General features: G+C 68.2%; 11 protein-coding genes. 3 read left to right on the forward strand and 8 right to left on the reverse strand.

Annotated features, from left to right (window positions below; translation table 11 throughout):
* Positions 1–170: 170 nt before the first annotated feature.
* Positions 171–1,937 (reverse strand): proteasome ATPase, encoded by a 1,767-nt coding sequence (arc, locus tag IEZ21_RS24395; protein ID WP_033323358.1) that lies wholly within the window; start codon positions 1,935–1,937, stop codon positions 171–173.
* A 254-nt stretch (positions 1,938–2,191) separates the two neighbouring features.
* Here arc and IEZ21_RS24400 point away from each other — a divergent pair, with 254 nt between their 5' ends.
* Positions 2,192–2,497 carry a ferredoxin gene (locus IEZ21_RS24400; RefSeq protein ID WP_189324022.1) on the forward strand — a complete coding sequence of 102 codons (306 nt, stop codon included), beginning with the start codon at positions 2,192–2,194 and terminating at the stop codon, positions 2,495–2,497.
* Positions 2,498–2,554: 57 nt separating this feature from the next.
* On the opposite strand, the gene IEZ21_RS24405 is transcribed toward IEZ21_RS24400, so the two are convergent.
* The 3 genes from IEZ21_RS24405 to IEZ21_RS24415 all read right to left on the reverse strand — a co-directional run bounded on the left by IEZ21_RS24405 (position 2,555) and on the right by IEZ21_RS24415 (position 5,830).
* The gene (locus tag IEZ21_RS24405; RefSeq protein ID WP_189324023.1) at positions 2,555–3,130 is read right to left on the reverse strand and encodes a hypothetical protein; all 576 of its coding nucleotides are present in this window, start codon (positions 3,128–3,130) and stop codon (positions 2,555–2,557) included.
* A 191-nt stretch (positions 3,131–3,321) separates the two neighbouring features.
* A complete protein-coding gene (locus IEZ21_RS24410) occupies positions 3,322–4,224 on the reverse strand; it encodes a tRNA (adenine-N1)-methyltransferase (RefSeq protein WP_189324024.1) in 903 nt (300 codons plus the stop codon).
* 58 nt (positions 4,225–4,282) lie between these two features.
* On the reverse strand, positions 4,283–5,830 hold the full coding sequence (locus tag IEZ21_RS24415) for a site-2 protease family protein (protein ID WP_189324025.1): 1,548 nt from the start codon (positions 5,828–5,830) through the stop codon (positions 4,283–4,285).
* A 183-nt stretch (positions 5,831–6,013) separates the two neighbouring features.
* Between IEZ21_RS24415 and IEZ21_RS24420 the strand changes: the two genes are divergently transcribed.
* Together IEZ21_RS24420 and IEZ21_RS24425 are read left to right on the forward strand one after the other, a co-directional pair.
* Positions 6,014–6,958 (forward strand): RecB family exonuclease, encoded by a 945-nt coding sequence (locus IEZ21_RS24420; RefSeq protein ID WP_189324026.1) that lies wholly within the window; start codon positions 6,014–6,016, stop codon positions 6,956–6,958.
* Positions 6,959–7,058: 100 nt separating this feature from the next.
* Positions 7,059–7,730: a response regulator gene (locus IEZ21_RS24425; RefSeq protein ID WP_016639462.1), complete on the forward strand. Its 672-nt coding sequence runs from the start codon at positions 7,059–7,061 to the stop codon at positions 7,728–7,730.
* Positions 7,731–7,815: 85 nt separating this feature from the next.
* Here IEZ21_RS24425 and IEZ21_RS24430 read toward each other — a convergent pair whose 3' ends face one another.
* The 4 genes from IEZ21_RS24430 to metH form a co-directional block, all read right to left on the reverse strand.
* On the reverse strand, positions 7,816–9,399 hold the full coding sequence (locus IEZ21_RS24430) for an ABC transporter substrate-binding protein (RefSeq protein WP_189324027.1): 1,584 nt from the start codon (positions 9,397–9,399) through the stop codon (positions 7,816–7,818).
* A gap of 94 nt (positions 9,400–9,493) precedes the next feature.
* Positions 9,494–11,098: an ABC transporter substrate-binding protein gene (locus tag IEZ21_RS24435; protein ID WP_189324028.1), complete on the reverse strand. Its 1,605-nt coding sequence runs from the start codon at positions 11,096–11,098 to the stop codon at positions 9,494–9,496.
* A gap of 474 nt (positions 11,099–11,572) precedes the next feature.
* Complete coding sequence (locus IEZ21_RS24440) at positions 11,573–12,268, reverse strand: HAD family hydrolase (protein ID WP_189324029.1); 696 nt, start codon at positions 12,266–12,268, stop codon at positions 11,573–11,575.
* Positions 12,269–12,470: 202 nt separating this feature from the next.
* Entirely contained in the window at positions 12,471–15,989 is a 3,519-nt protein-coding gene (gene metH / locus IEZ21_RS24445; protein ID WP_189324030.1) for a methionine synthase, read from the reverse strand.
* Position 15,990: the final 1 nt, after the last annotated feature.

The following is a 15,990-nucleotide window of genomic DNA, read 5'->3' on the forward strand; positions in this document are numbered from 1 at the left end:
GTGCGTGTGCGGTGCCCGTCCCCGCACTGCGCGACTCGGCGGTATGGAAGAGCCTAGAACGCCTTTGCGCTGGTGGGGAGATCATTTGCGTCATTGCTCCGCTCCGGTGATGCCCTGAAAAACAGTCGACTGCGGGTACCCGGTGAGGGCACCCGCAGCCGCCCTGTCTTTTACAGGTACTGACCGGTGTTCGCCACCGTGTCGATGGAGCGTCCGGTGTCTGCGCCCTGCTTTCCGGTGATGAGGGTGCGGATGTAGACGATCCGTTCGCCCTTCTTTCCGGAGATGCGGGCCCAGTCGTCCGGGTTGGTGGTGTTCGGCAGGTCTTCGTTCTCCTTGAACTCGTCGACGCAGGCTTGGAGCAGGTGGGCGACCCTGAGGCCCTTCTGGTTGTGTTCCAGGAAGTCCTTGATGGCCATCTTCTTGGCGCGGCCGACGATGTTCTCGATCATGGCGCCGGAGTTGAAGTCCTTGAAGTAGAGGACTTCCTTGTCGCCGTTGGCGTAGGTGACCTCGAGGAAGCGGTTCTCCTCGGATTCGGCGTACATCTGCTCGACCGCGGTCTGGATCATGCCCTGGACCGTGGCGCCCTTGTCGCCGCCGTGCTCGCCGATGTCCTCGGGGTGGAGGGGGAGGCGCTCGGTGAGGTACTTCTGGAAGATGTCCTTGGCCGCTTCGGCGTCCGGACGCTCGATTTTGATCTTCACGTCGAGGCGGCCGGGGCGCAGGATGGCCGGGTCGATCATGTCCTCGCGGTTGGAGGCGCCGATCACGACCACGTTCTGCAGGCCTTCCACGCCGTCGATCTCGGCGAGCAGCTGCGGGACGATGGTGTTCTCCACGTCCGAGCTGACGCCTGATCCACGGGTGCGGAAGAGGGATTCCATCTCGTCGAAGAAGACGATGACGGGTGTGCCCTCGCTGGCTTTCTCACGGGCGCGCTGGAAGACGAGGCGGATCTGCCGCTCGGTCTCGCCGACGTATTTGTTGAGAAGCTCGGGGCCTTTGATGTTGAGGAAGAAGCTCTTGCCCGTGGCCTGTCCGGTCACCTCGGCGACCTTTTTGGCCAGTGAGTTGGCGACGGCCTTGGCGATGAGTGTTTTGCCGCATCCGGGAGGCCCGTACAGCAGGACGCCCTTGGGCGGCCGCAGTTCATGCTCCTTGAAGAGGTCGGGGTAGAGGTACGGGAGCTCGACTGCGTCGCGGATCATTTCGATCTGGTTGCCCAGACCGCCGATCTGTTCGTAGCCGATGTCGGGGACCTCTTCGAGGACGAGTTCTTCGACCTCGCTCTTGGGTACGACCTCGTAGACGTAGCCGGATCGAGGTTCGAGCAGGAGGGCGTCGCCGGGGCGGATGGTGACGTCCATCAGCGGCTCGGCGAGTCGTACCACTCGTTCCTCGTCGGTGTGCCCGAGTACCAGGGCGCGCTCGCCGTCCTCGAGGATTTCCTTGAGGGTGACGATGTCTCCGACTCGCTCGTACTCCATGGCCTCGACCACGTTGAGCGCTTCGTTGAGCATCACTTCCTGGCCGCGCCTGAGCTCTTCGAGTTCGACGCTGGGGCTGACGTTCACCCGGAGCTTGCGGCCCCCGGTGAAGATGTCGGCCGTGCCGTCCTCGTTCGCCACGAGGAAGACGCCGAAGCCGGCCGGCGGCTGTGCGAGCCGGTCGACTTCCTCCTTGAGGGCCACGATCTGGTCGCGGGCCTCTCGGAGGGTGTTGGCGAGCCGCTCGTTCTGCGCGGACACGCCGGCCAGGTTGGTCTGCAGCTCGACGATCCGCTCTTCGAGAATTCTCGTGTGTCGCGGAGAGTCGGCGAGCTTACGTCGCAGGACGGCGATCTCCTGCTCAAGATAGGCAATCTGCCCGGCGGGGTCCTCGGACCCTCGTCCCGGGCGGATGCCGCGGTTCATGTCGTCGTCGTGGGCTGCCACGGTCCTCACCTCCTCCAAGGGGAGCTGGACGCTTCCAGACCCTACCTGGGTGGGTGTCGATTGAAACCCCTAGATCACAAAGACGGTAGGGGTGTGTCCGATCTTCACCCTTGCGCTCTCCCTCATGCCAGGGAAATACCCACTGAACATGGCTGGGAAGCGGACGGAGGTAGGGTCGAAGTGTTCAACACCCGTCAGAGCTGGGCCGACTTGCGTTTTATTCCGGTTCGCTCGGCACAGGATCGGCAGGAGTCATGAGCGTTCAGCAAGAGGCCGGCGTCGGCGGCGAGGACCTGGAGGTGTGGATCGATCAGGACCTCTGCACCGGCGACGGCATCTGTGCCCAGTATGCACCCGAGGTTTTCGAGTTGGACATCGACGGACTGGCCTATGTGAAGGGGTCCGGCGATGAGTTGTTGCAGGCTCCGGGAGCCTCAACGCCCGTGCCCCTGACGCTTTTGCGTGATGTTGCCGACTCCGCGAAGGAGTGCCCGGGCGAGTGCATCCATGTGCGTCGGGTTTCGGACAAAGCCGAGGTGTACGGCCCGGACGCGGAGTAGTTCGACGGTCACGTCAAGTCACTTTTCGTTCCGGGCCGTTCCTGTATGTCTCTTTGGTCACACGCTCTGGGCGCCAGCAGGGACAGAGCGGACGAATGTGCCGTTTTTCCACTGCCACTTGGCGCGTTCGTCCACGTCCGGGCAGCAACGCGGGACGTCGGGCGAGGAGTAGCCGAGCAGGGTGGCGGTGACGGAGGCGTCACGTACGGCGAAGTCTGTGACGGTGAGGCGGTCTTTCGGGTCGACCAGGGTGGCCACGATGCGGGGTTCGGTGGTGTCGGCGGCCTGGGTGAGTACGTACACGCCGCTGGGCGGGGCGCCCGCGATCGCGTCGCAGCGGACCACGGCGACCGTCTCGGGGCGACCGTCGCCGTCGAGGTCTCCGGAGGCCTTCTTCTGCACGACGACCTTGGTGGGGCCGCACTCCACGGGGAAGTCGACGCCGCTGGGATCGGGTGGCGCGGTGGCGGCGGGGGCGGTCTGTGCGCCGCGGCCGGGCTGGGCGGCGGTGGCCTGGTCGGGCTGGAGGAAGGCGGAGGCCGCGACGACTCCGGCCAGGGCGGTGGCTGTGGCGACCCAGTGGATCGGGCGGGCGTGGGTGTGTGCCAGTTCCGGGACGGCGGATTGCTGCACGAGAGATGTGTCTCCTGTGAGGGCTGTGCCGGTGGGGGTGGCCAGCATGGTGCCATACGTCACAGTGAGGGGGAACGGCGGGGTGCGCTTTCCTGTCGCGGTGTCAACAGAAAAGTGCCGTGGCCGAGTTCCCGAGGGGTTTCGGGAACTCGGCCACGGCACTTGCGCGTTGTGTGCGGCACGGGGCCGCCTCAGCGGCCGGTGCCTCCGTCGGCGTTCGGGCCGGTGTAGTCCTCGCCGTACGCGCCCTTGGCGGGGCGGCGGCGGCGCATGGGCGGCTCGACGCCGTCGGCGAGGCGGCGGGCGGTGAGCAGGAAGCCGGTGTGCCCGATCATGCGGTGGTCGGGGCGGACAGCGAGGCCCTCGATGTGCCAGTTGCGGATCATCGACTCCCAGGCGGTCGGCTCGTTGAAGCAGCCGATCTCGCGGATGGACTCGACGGTCCGGGCGAGCTGGGTGGTGGTCGCGACGTAGCAGCACAGGATGCCGCCGGGGACGAGCGCCTTGGAGACGGCCTCCAGGCATTCCCAGGGGGCGAGCATGTCGAGGATGACGCGGTCGACGTCCGTGTCGCTCAGGTTGTCCTGGAGGTCGCCGACGGTGAGCTGCCAGGCGGGGTGCGGGCCGCCGAAGTAGCGCTCCACGTTCGCTTGGGCGATCTCGGCGAAGTCGGCGCGGCGCTCGTAGCTGTGCAGCATGCCGTGGTCGCCGATGGCGCGCAGCAGGAAGCTGCTGAGCGAGCCGGAGCCGACGCCGGCCTCCACGACGCGGGCGCCGGGGAAGATGTCGGCGAAGGACAGGATCTGCCCCGCGTCCTTGGGGTAGACCACGGCGGCGCCGCGGGGCATGGACAGGACGTAGTCGGGGAGCAGGGGACGCAGCGCGAGGTAGGCGACGTTCCCCGTGGTGCGGACAACGCTGCCCTCGGGGGCGCCGATCAGCTCGTCGTGCGGGAAGGACCCTTTGTGGGTGTGGAAGTTCTTCCCGGCTTCGAGCGTGAACGTGTAGTGGCGTCCCTTGGGGTCAGTGAGCTGGACCTGGTCCCCGACCTTGAAGGGCCCGCGTCGGCGGGCGGCACCGGTCGGTTCGGACATGTGACCAGCCTACCGGCCTGGGCGGAGGCCGTAGACCACGCGCGCGCGTGCCCCGAGGTCAACTGGGCCTGGCCATGGCTTTGACGAAAGCGCGCTCGACGTCGGCCGCGGACAGGACACCGTAGATCTCGCCGGACTCCTCCACCACCAGGTATTCGGTGGCGGGGGTGGCCCGCAGGACGTCGAGGAGTTCCTCGCCTGCGAGTTCGGCGGAGATCCGCATGCCGTCCGTGAGGTCCTGGGCGAGGCCGCTGACCGCGACCCAGGGGCGGCGGTGCTCCGGTACGCCGACGATGGCGGCCTCGCGGACCAGGGAGAGGGGCTCTCCGTGGGCGTCGACCACGACCAGGGCGCGGGCACCGGCGTCGTTGGCGCGGCGCAGCGCTTCGGAGAGCGGGGTGTCGGTCTCCACGGGGACGGCGCGGCGGGTGAGGGAGCGGGCGCGCAGCTCCGGGAGGTGTTCCCTGAGGCGGGCCATGCGGAGGCTGTTTCCGGCGCCGGTCCAGATGATGGCGGCGAGGATCGCGGCGAGCAGGGCGTCCATGACGGTGTCCATGCCGCCGAGGTCCTGGGCTTCGCCGCCGAGTGCGCCGGACTGGGTGAGCAGGGGCAGTCCGATCAGCACGGAGATGGCGAGGGCGCGGCCGACCCAGGCGGCGGCGATGGTGCCGGTCATCGGTTTGCCGGTGATCTTCCAGACGACGGCGCGGAGCATGCGGCCGCCGTCGAGGGGCAGGCCGGGGAGCAGGTTGAACGCGGCGACGATCAGGTTGGAGATCATCAGGCCGGCCAGCAGTACGCCGGGGACGGTGCCCGGTTCGACGGTCAGCAGGGCCAGGTAGAAGAGGCCGGCGAGGACGAGGGAGAGCAGGGGGCCGACGAAGGCGAGGATGAACTCGCGGCCCGGAGTCTCGGACTCCTTCTCGATCTCGGAGACGCCGCCGAAGAACTGCAGCTGGATGCGGCGCACCGGCAGTTTGAAGCGCAGGGCGGCGACCGTGTGGGCCAGTTCGTGGACGAGTACGGAGGCGTAGAAGGCGACCGCGAAGAAGAGGGACACGAGGTAGCGGGCGCCGCCGAGTTCGGGTAGTACGCGCTCGAGCTGGCCGCCGAAGACCCAGGTGATGAGCGCCGCGACGAGGAACCAGCTGGGCGCGACGTACACGGGGACCCCGAACGGGCGGCCCATGAGCAGCCCGCCACCGGGCCCCTTGCCGCGCGGTGGCGGCTGGAGTCCGGAGCCGCCGCCGGCAGGGGGCCGCGCGTCCGGGCCACCGCCGCCGGGGCCGTCCGTGCCCTCGCCTCGGCGGGCCTCGGCCGGCTCCGTCGAACCGTCCGGGCCTCCGGCCGGGGAGTCCGTGGCCGAGGGCCCCGTGGCGTCCCCCGTCGTGCCGGAGCGGTGTGCGGGCGTGGGCTGCTTTTCCCAAGTCACCGTGTCCGTCGGGCCGTTGGGGGCGGTGGAGTCGGTGGGCTCTGGGCGGGTGTCGTCGCTCGCCGGCTCCGCGTCCGGGCGCGGGCGTGCGGTGGTGGCGTCCGGCACCGCGGGGTGCTCGGTCGCTTCGTCCGTCCCGGATCGCGGCTGCCCGCTCCCGCCGCTCTCGTCCACGATGTCCCCTCGTTCGACGCGTCTCCCGCTCACGATCATGCAGAACGAGAGGTTCTGCCGTCGATGGTATGCGGCCGTCGCGGTGCGTTTCGCCCGGCACCCCCACTGTTTCCCGGGCGGTCGCGCCCGTACGCAGGTCACTGTGTGTCGCGTTGTCAGTGGCGGGCCGTAAGGTCTGTCGGCATGGAAACCAGTACCGGCGACGGCGTCGCGCAACCGGACAGCGGCACGGGCTCCGGCACCGGGTCCAGGGCCGTCGTGGCCGTGCCCCCGGCCTCGTTGTCGCCCTCGCGTGCCGGGGACTTCATGCAGTGTCCGCTGCTGTACCGCTTCCGGGTGATCGACAAGCTGCCCGAGAAGCCGAGCGAGGCGGCCACGCGCGGCACACTGGTGCACTCGGTCCTGGAGCGGCTCTTCGACGCCCCGGCCACCGAGCGCACGGTACCGCGCGCGAAGTCGCTGATCCCCGGTCAGTGGGACCGGCTGCGCGCGGCGAAGCCGGAGCTGGCCGAGTTGTTCGCCGACGCCGACGAGCAGGCGGCAGGCGAGCGGCTGGCGCGCTGGCTCGCCGAGGCCGAGCAGCTCGTGGAGCGCTGGTTCACGCTGGAGGACCCGACCCGCCTCGAGCCCGCCGAGCGCGAGCTGTTCGTGGAGGCCCAGCTCGAGTCGGGCCTGAAGTTGCGCGGCATCATCGACCGGGTCGATGTCGCGCCGACGGGCGAGGTGCGGATCGTCGACTACAAGACGGGCAAGGCGCCAAGACCGGAGTACGCCGAGGGCGCGCTGTTCCAGATGAAGTTCTACGCCCTGGTGGTCTGGCGCCTGAAGAAGGTCGTCCCGCGCCGCCTCCAGCTCGTCTATCTCGGCAGCGGTGATGTGCTGACGTACGACCCGGTGGTCGCCGACCTGGAGCGGGTCGAGCGCAAGCTGCACGCGCTGTGGGACGCGATCCGGCTGGCCACCGAGACGGGCGACTGGCGACCGCGGCCCACCAAACTGTGCGGCTGGTGCGACCACCAGGCGGTATGCCCGGAATTCGGCGGCACTCCCCCGCCGTATCCGCTGCCGGTGAAGGGTGCCGAGTCGGGTTCGGCCGGGGGTCCGGGGGCCCGCGGCGGCAGCCGCTGATGTCACAGCCCCGGGACATGCAGTCGCTGCCGGTCAGGGCGGCCGATCCGGGCGGAGCCCAACAGGGCAGAATGGGGCCGGACTAGCGAAGGAGACTTACGTGGCCATCCGTGTCCTACTGGTCGACGACCAGCCGCTGCTGCGAACCGGCTTCCGGATGATCCTGGAGGCGGAGCAGGACATCGCGGTCGTCGGCGAGGCCGGAGACGGTCTCCAGGCACTCGACCAGGTACGTGCCCTGCAGCCCGATGTGGTTCTGATGGACATCCGTATGCCGCGGATGGACGGTGTCGAGGCGACCCGGCAGATCACCGGCCCCGGCCGGGACGGCCCCGCAAAGGTCCTGGTGCTGACCACTTTCGACCTCGACGAGTACGTGGTGGAGGCGCTGCGCGCGGGCGCCAGCGGTTTCCTGCTCAAGGACGCCCCGGCCAACGAGCTGGTGCAGGCGATCCGTGTGGTAGCCGCGGGCGAGGCGATGCTCGCGCCGAGCATCACGCGCCGGCTGCTCGACAAGTACGCGGGCCATCTGCCCTCGGGCGACGAGCCGGTGCCGGACACACTGCACACGCTGACCGAGCGCGAGGTGGAGGTGCTGAAGCTGGTGGCCCGCGGCTTGTCGAACGCGGAGATCGCCGCGGACCTCTTCGTCAGCGAGACCACGGTCAAGACGCATGTGGGCCACGTCCTGACCAAGCTGGGCCTGCGTGACCGCGTACAGGCGGCGGTGTACGCGTACGAGAGCGGACTGGTGCGCCCCGGCGCGCAGTGACCGACGGCGCACCATTGTACGGCTATACGGCGATGGCCGCCCCCTTCCGAAGACAGGGGCGGCCATCGCCGTATACGCACAACCGTCAGTCCTTGCTGATCTCCCAGAACCGGAACACGGTCGACGCGTCGAGGCAGTACTCCAGGCCGTACACGTTGTCGCGGACGACCGCGTACTGCTTGGCCTGCCAGATCGGGAGGACCGGGACCTCCTCGGCGACGATGTCCTGGAGCTGCCCGTACTGCTGCTCGGTCGAGGCGCGGTCGCTCAGGGCGGCGGTCTCGGGGATGAGCTGCCCGGTGACCGTGGAGTTCGTGTAGCCGTTGCCGAGCACGTTGCCCTCGCCGAAGAACGGGGCCGTGAAGTTGTCCGGGTCGGGGTAGTCCGGCACCCAGCCCTTCACGTACACGCCGTACTTGCCGGCCTCGATGTCCTTCTCGTACTGGTCGTAGGCGACCGACTTCACGCTCGCGTCGAACAGGCCGCTGGCGTTGAGCTGCTTGGCGATCGCCTTGAACTCCTGGTCCGTGGACGGGCCGTAGCGGGTCGGCGTGGACCAGAGGGTCAGCTTCACCTTGTCGGTGATGCCGTCGGCGCGCAGCACGTCCTCGGCCTTGGTGCGCGAGGGGCGGGCGCCGTAGGTGTCGAAGAAGGCCGTGTTGTGGCCGGTGATGCCTGCCGGGATGATCGAGTACAGCGGTGTCGCCGTGGAGTCGTAGACCTTCTCGACGAGGGCCTCGCGGTCCAGGAGGTGGGCGATCGCCTTGCGGACGCTCAGCTTGCCCGCGACCGGGTCCTGGGTGTTGAAGACCAGGTGCTGCACCTCGGCGCTGGAGCCCTCGACGACTTCGATGCCCCGGCTGGTGGACGTGTCGTTCTCGACGTCCGCGACGTCCTGGGCGGCGAGACCGCGGTAGGCGACGTCGACCTTGGTGTCGGTGAGGGCCTTGCGCAGGCGTGAGCGGTCGCCGTGGAAGAACTTGAGGGTCACGCCGGAGTTCTGCACATCGGCGTTGCCCTCGTAGTTCTCGTTGACCGAGAACACGGCCTCGTCCTCGCTGAAGGAGTCGAGTTGGTACGGGCCCGAGCCGATGGCCTTGCCGTCCTCGCGCAGCCCGTCCGCGTCGTACTCCCGGTGGTTCACGATCGAGCCGGCGCCGGAGGCGATCTTGCTGGGGAAGGTGGCGTCGGGGACCTTCAGCTGGAAGACGACCGTCTTCTCGTCCGGGGTCTCGACCTTGTCGAGCATGGGGAACATGATCGCGGGGCCGTCGGCGTCGTCGATCTTCATCATGCGGTCGAAGGAGAACTTGACGTCCTCGGAGGTGAGTTCGTCACCGTTGCTGAACTTCAGACCGTCGCGCAGGGTGCACTCGTAGACCCTGGTGTCCCCGTCCGTGAAGGAGCACGACTTCGCGGCTTCCGGCTCCGGTTCCGTGCCGCCCTTGGGGAAGCTCAGCAGGGACTGGAAGACGTTGTTGAACAACAGCCAGGAACCCGGGTCGTAGCCCGAGGCGGGATCGGTGGCCAGGACGTCGTCGGTCATCCCGATGACGACGGACGAGCCGGTGCCGCCGGATTCGCCCCCCTGGGAGCCGCAGCCGGTCAGCAGAGTGCCGGCCAGCGCCGTCGCGGTGGACAGAACCGACCATTTGGTGCGCATGTTCACGTACGTGTGCCTTGTCGTTGGTCTGAGAAATCCGGCGGTGAATTCCGGTCAGCCGCTTTCGCCGTGCGGGGTCGGCTGCTGACGGTGTGCTGGGTCAGCTGCCGACGCCGCGGCCCAGTTCCCAAAGCTGGAGCGTGGCGGTGGAGTTGAGGGTCCGTTCGGCGCCGGTGATGTCGTCCCGTGCGGCGATGTACTGCTTGCCCTGCCACAGCGGCAGCATGGGGACGTCATCGGCGACGATGTTCTGGATCTCCTCGATGCTCCGCGACGCGGTGAGCCGGTCGGCCTGCCGACGGGACTCCGGGATCAGGGTGCCCCGGATCTCGTTGTTCGCGTAGGGCGAGCCGATGGTGTTGTTCTTGTCGAGGAACGGCGCGAGGTAGTTGTCGGCGTCGGGGAAGTCCGGGAACCAACCCATGCCGTAGACCTCGTACTTGCCCTTCTGCTCGTTCGGGCGGAACGTCGCCCACTTCTCGCCCTTGACGTCGACCTCGAACAGGCCACTGTCGTTCAGCTGCTTCTTCAGCAGCTCGAACTCCTCTTTGGTGGCGGGCCCGTAGTGGTCGTCCGTGTAGTGCAGGGTCAGCTTCACCGGTGTGGTGACGTTCGCCTCGGACAGCAGGGCCTTGGCCTTGGCGGTGTCGGGCTCGCCGTACTTGTTGAAGAACGAGTTGGCGTGGCCCGTGACGGTGGTCGGCACCATGGAGTACAGGGGGTCGGCGCCGGTGCCGTACACATCGGAGACGAGTTGGCCGCGGTTGATGACCTGCGCCATCGCCTGACGGACGGCCTTGGACTTCACCGACGGGTCGTTGGTGTTGAAGCCCAGGTAGCGGATTTCCAGGCCGGGCTGCTCGATCAGGTCGATGTCCGTGGACTTGGCGTTCTGGAGCTTCCTGATCTGCGCGGGCGACATGGTGCGGGTCATCACGTTGATGGTGCCCTTGTTCAGCGCGGTACCCATGGCGTCGGCGCTGTCGAAGGAGCGCAGTTCGACCTTGTCGTTCTTCACCTTCAACTGCCCCTGATAGTTGGGGTTCTTGGTGAAGACGGCACTCACGAGTTCGTCGTTCTTGACCTCGGCCTCGAGGGTGTACGGGCCGGAGCCGTCCACCGAGAAGCCGTCGCGCAGCTTGTTCTTGTCGTAGTCGTCGGGGTTGACGATGCCCGCGACCGGCGTCGACAGCTTGAACGGGAACGTGGCGTCGGCGGTCTTGAGGTGGAAGATCACCTCGCGGTCGCCCTGGGTCTCGACGGTGTCGATGCCCGAGAGCAGTGCGAAGACACCGCTGTCGGCTTGGATCCGCAGCGCGCGTTCGATCGAGAACTTCACATCGTCCGCGGTCACGGGGTCGCCGTTCGCGAACTTGAGGCCCGAGCGCAGGGTGCACGCGTACCGCTCGTTGCCGGTGTCGGTGAAGCCGCAGCGCTGGGCGGCCTCGGGCTGGGGGTCGCCGCCGCCGTCGGGCAGGGTCATCAGCGTCTGGACGGTCTGCCTCAGGACGTTCCAGGTGCCGACGTCGTACGCGTACGCCGGGTCCAGCGGGGCGGGTGCCTCCTTCGAGGCGGCGAACCGGTCGGTGGTGCCCACGACGATGGCGTCATCGCTGCTGCCGCCGCCGGTGGACCCGCCGCAGCCGGCGAGGACCGGGGCGAGCAGGCCGATCACGGCCGGCAGCACCAAGGTCTTACGGTTCATGCTCGAAGTTCTCCAGAGCTTTCGATCCGTGAACCCGGCATGCCGGGGTGTCGCAAGCGGGTCACGGGTGTTACGACGAGGTTCTCGCCAATGAGATTAGTCCGCACCAGCAGGAGGGCTCGCCAATACCGGAGTTGACTTCCCATCACGCTGCGAAACCGGGCGTGGACGCACTGAAAACCCGACAGCGGAAGGTTTCGTGCACGGTTCCATCAAACGGGACACAAGGACACGTTCCGTACCGCCAGTAAGGGACTTACGGCATATCGCGGCCCCCATGTCGACCCTGCCCATGGGTGGTGAACATCACAGGCTCAACTGGGTTGGACGGCCCCGTAATTCAACCTTCCGATGAAGATTGAATTACTCGGGTGGCCTGCACACGTACTGCTTTCCAGTTTCCTCTCGTATTCAACTTTTCACGCGCGGTGAGCGCCCGTCACATTCCCGTCCACAAGCAGTCCTGGCAGTCCCTCAGACCGTCAGCAGCCCGCGCAGGAAAGACAGGTCGACCTCTTCCAGCGAGGGCACGACGGTGCGCCGGACGGCCGGGGTGATCGGCGCGACGGAGGGCACGGCCACCACATGGCAGCCCGCGGCCTCGGCGGACGCGATACCCGTCGCGGTGTCCTCGATGACCACGCATCTGGCCGGGTCCGCGCCGAGGCCCCTGGCCGCGAGCAGATACGGGTCGGGGTGCGGCTTGGTGCGCTCGATCTCGTCCCCCGCGACGGTCAGCCCGAAGTTCGCCGGGCCGAGCGAGGTCAGTACGCGGTCGATGATGCGGCGGTGCGAGGCGGAGACCAGCGCCGTGGGGATCTCGTGCGCGGACAGCTCGGCGAGCAGCCTCGCGGCGCCCGGCATCAGCGGCAGGGCGCGGCCGATCCGGTCCTCGAATCCGTCGTTCAGCAGCACCGTGAGCTCGGCGAGGGTGATGTCGGCTCCGGTGGCCTCGATGAGGAAACCCGCGCTGCGGGTCATGGGACCGCCGACCACGACGTGCCGCCAGGAGTCGTCGAGCCGGTGGCCGAGGCGCGCGAACACCTCGACCTCGGTGTCCCACCAGAAGCCCTCGGTGTCCACCAAGGTTCCGTCCATGTCGAGGAGCACGGCCTGCAGGGCGGAGCCTTCGGCCGTACGAGTACCGAGTGCGGGGACCGTACTGGTCATCCGGGCACACCTCCGAGAGGGACGAGAAGGCCGGCTCCTGGTGAGGAACCGGCCTGCGCTGGACCGACCAGTGTACGACTCTCGCCGCGGATGTGCCGCGTTTGACCGACGTGTGCGAGGGCACACTCCAGACCCGCCATGGGGCCATCTCAGCGTGCCCTCGCACCCGGTGTGTGTGCCCTCGCGAGGCCTCAGTCCCGGCTCAACGGGCGTTGAAGTACTTCGCCTCGGGGTGGTGGATGACGATCGCGTCCGTGGACTGCTCGGGGTGGAGCTGGAACTCCTCGGACAGCTGGACGCCGATCCGCTCCGGCTCCAGCAGTTCGGCGATCTTGGCGCGGTCCTCCAGGTCCGGGCAGGCGCCGTAGCCCAGTGAGAAGCGGGCGCCTCGGTACTTCAGCGCGAACATGTCCTCGACGTCGGCCGGGTCCTCACCGGCGAAGCCGAGTTCGGACCGCACGCGCGCGTGCCAGTACTCCGCCAGGGCCTCCGCCAACTGCACGGACAGACCGTGCAGTTCGAGGTAGTCGCGGTAGGCGTCGGAGGCGAACAGCTTCGCCGTCTCCTCGCCGATCCGGGAGCCGACGGTGACGACCTGGAGGCCGACCACGTCCGTCTCGCCGGACTCCTCGGGGCGGAAGAAGTCGGCCAGGCACAGCCGGCGGCCACGGCGCTGGCGCGGGAAGGTGAAGCGGGTGCGCTCGTTGCCCGCCTCGTCCAGCAGGATCAGGTCGTCGTCCTTGGACACGCACGGGAAGTAGCCGTAGACGACGGCCGCTTCCAGCAGGTTCCCGGTCTGCAGCTGGTCCAGCAGTCCGCGCAGCCGCGGCCGGCCCTCGGTCTCCACCAGCTCCTCGTACGTCGGCCCGTCGCCCGTACGCGCCTGCTTGAGGCCCCACTGACCCTTGAACAGCGCGCCCTCGTCCAGCCAGGAGGCGTACTCCTTGAGCTGGATGCCCTTGATGACGCGGGTCCCCCAGAACGGCGGCTCCGGGATGGGGTTGTCGATGGCCACGTCGGAGCGGACCGCGCCCTCCTCGGGGCGTTCCTCGACGACGGTGGGGGCGGTGGCCCTGACCCGGCGCTGCTTCAGCTCGGGCAGAGACGCTCCCGGCACACCCCGCTTGACGCCGATCAGCGCGTCCATCAGCCGCAGGCCCTCGAACGCGTCGCGGGCGTAGCGGACTTCGCCCTCGTAGATCTCGTGCAGGTCCTGCTCGACGTACGCGCGGGTCAGGGCCGCCCCGCCGAGGATGACCGGGTAGTCGGCGGCCATCTTGCGCTGGTTGAGCTCCTGCAGGTTCTCCTTCATGATCACCGTGGACTTGACCAGGAGGCCGGACATGCCGATGACATCGGCCTTGTGCTCCTCGGCGGCCTCCAGGATCGCGGAGACGGGCTGCTTGATGCCCAGGTTGACGACGTTGTAGCCGTTGTTGGACAGGATGATGTCGACCAGGTTCTTGCCGATGTCGTGCACGTCGCCGCGCACGGTGGCGAGCACGATGGTGCCCTTGCCTGCCTCGTCGCCCTCGACCTTCTCCATGTGCGGTTCGAGGTAGGCGACCGCGGTCTTCATCACCTCGGCGGACTGGAGCACGAACGGCAGCTGCATCTGGCCGGAGCCGAACAGCTCGCCGACCACCTTCATGCCGTCAAGCAGCGTCTCGTTGACGATGTCCAGGGCGGGGCGCTCCTGGAGTGCGTCGTCCAGGTCCTGTTCGAGACCGTTCTTCTCGCCGTCGATGATGCGGCGCTTGAGGCGCTCGTCCAGCGGCAGTGCGGCCAGTTCCTCGGCGCGGCCCGCCTTCAGGGACTTGGTGGTGGCGCCCTCGAACAGGGCCATGAGCTTCTGGAGCGGGTCGTATCCCTCGGCGCGGCGGTCGTAGACCAGGTCGAGGGCCGTCTGGACCTCTTCCTCGGTGAAGCGGGCGATCGGGAGGATCTTCGACGCGTGGACGATCGCCGAGTCCAGGCCCGCCTTGACGCACTCGTCCAGGAAGACCGAGTTGAGCAGGACGCGGGCGGCCGGGTTCAGGCCGAAGGAGATGTTCGACAGGCCCAGCGTGGTCTGGACGTCCGGGTGGCGGCGCTTGAGTTCGCGGATCGCCTCGATGGTGGCGATGCCGTCGCCCCGGGACTCCTCCTGACCGGTGCAGATGGTGAAGGTCAGGGTGTCGATGAGGATGTCCGACTCGTGGATGCCCCAGTTGCCGGTCAGGTCGGCGATCAGCCGCTCGGCGATCGCGACCTTGTGCTCCGGGGTACGGGCCTGCCCCTCCTCGTCGATGGTCAGCGCGATCAGCGCGGCGCCGTGTTCCTGGGCTAGCTTGGTGACCTTCGCGAACCGGGACTCGGGGCCGTCGCCGTCCTCGTAGTTGACCGAGTTGATGACCGCGCGGCCGCCGAGCTTCTCCAACCCGGCCTTGATGACGTCGACTTCGGTGGAGTCCAGGACGATCGGCAGCGTGGAGGCGGTGGCGAAGCGGCCGGCCAGCTCCTCCATGTCGGCGACGCCGTCGCGGCCGACGTAGTCCACGCACAGGTCGAGCATGTGGGCGCCCTCGCGGATCTGCTCGCGGGCCATCTCCACACAGTCGTCCCAGCGGCCCTCCAGCATGGCCTCGCGGAACTTCTTCGAGCCGTTGGCGTTGGTGCGCTCACCGATCGCCATGTACGCGGTGTCCTGACGGAACGGCACGGTCTGGTAGAGGGAGGCGGCGCCGGGCTCGGGCTGCGGGTGGCGCTCGGCCGGGGCCAGATCGCGTACCCGCTCGACGACTTGGCGCAGGTGCTCGGGCGTCGAGCCGCAGCAGCCGCCGATCAGGGAGAGGCCGTAATCGCGTACGAAGTTCTCCTGGGCGTCGGCCATCTCGGGCGGTGTCAGCGGGAAGTACGCGCCGTCCTTCGTGAGGATGGGCAGCCCGGCGTTCGGCATGCACATCAGCGGCGTACGCGAGTGGCGGGCCAGATAGCGCAGGTGCTCGCTCATCTCGGCCGGGCCGGTCGAGCAGTTCAGGCCGATCAGGTCGATACCGAGCGGCTCCAGGGCGGTCAGCGCCGCACCGATCTCCGAACCGAGCAGCATGACGCCCGTGGTCTCGAAGGCGAGCGAGCAGATCAGCGGCACGTTCACGCCCACGGCATCCATCGCGCGGCGCGCACCGATCAGACTCGACTTGGTCTGCAGCAGGTCCTGCGTGGTCTCCACGATCAGGGCGTCCGCGCCACCGGCGAGCAGGCCCTCGGCGTTCTGCTGGTAGCCGTCACGCAGTACGTCGTACGCGATGTGACCGAGCGACGGCAGCTTGGTGCCCGGGCCGATCGAGCCGAGGACCCAACGCTGGCGACCGTCCTTGGCGCCGAACTCGTCGGCGACCTCACGGGCGATCCGGGCGCCCGCCTCGGACAGCTCGAAGATCCGGTCGGCGATCTCGTACTCGCCGGCGGCCGAGTGGTTCGAGCCGAAGGTGTTCGTCTCGACGCAGTCGACGCCGACGGAGAAGTACTCCTCGTGGACGGAGCGAACGATGTCCGGGCGCGTGATGTTCAGGATCTCGTTACAGCCCTCGAGGTTCTCGAAGTCCTCGAGCGTCGGGTCCTGGGCCTGCAACATCGTGCCCATGGCGCCGTCGGCCACCACCACACGGGTGGCGAGCGCCTCGCGAAGGGCGGTGATGCGGGTCCGGCTGTCGGCGGAAGGGGTTGGCGACGAGGCCATG

It is taken from the genome of Streptomyces flaveus (genome assembly GCF_014647675.1).
Lineage (GTDB): Bacteria > Actinomycetota > Actinomycetes > Streptomycetales > Streptomycetaceae > Streptomyces > Streptomyces flaveus.

Coding starts and splice junctions, on each gene's coding strand:
- IEZ21_RS24400 (WP_189324022.1), top strand. CDS start 2,192: ATGAGCGTTCAGCAAGAGGCCGGCGTCGGCGGCGAGGACCTGGAGGTG.
- IEZ21_RS24410 (WP_189324024.1), bottom strand. CDS start 4,224: ATGTCCGAACCGACCGGTGCCGCCCGCCGACGCGGGCCCTTCAAGGTC.
- IEZ21_RS24420 (WP_189324026.1), top strand. CDS start 6,014: ATGGAAACCAGTACCGGCGACGGCGTCGCGCAACCGGACAGCGGCACG.
- IEZ21_RS24435 (WP_189324028.1), bottom strand. CDS start 11,098: ATGAACCGTAAGACCTTGGTGCTGCCGGCCGTGATCGGCCTGCTCGCC.
- IEZ21_RS24440 (WP_189324029.1), bottom strand. CDS start 12,268: ATGACCAGTACGGTCCCCGCACTCGGTACTCGTACGGCCGAAGGCTCC.
- metH (WP_189324030.1), bottom strand. CDS start 15,989: ATGGCCTCGTCGCCAACCCCTTCCGCCGACAGCCGGACCCGCATCACC.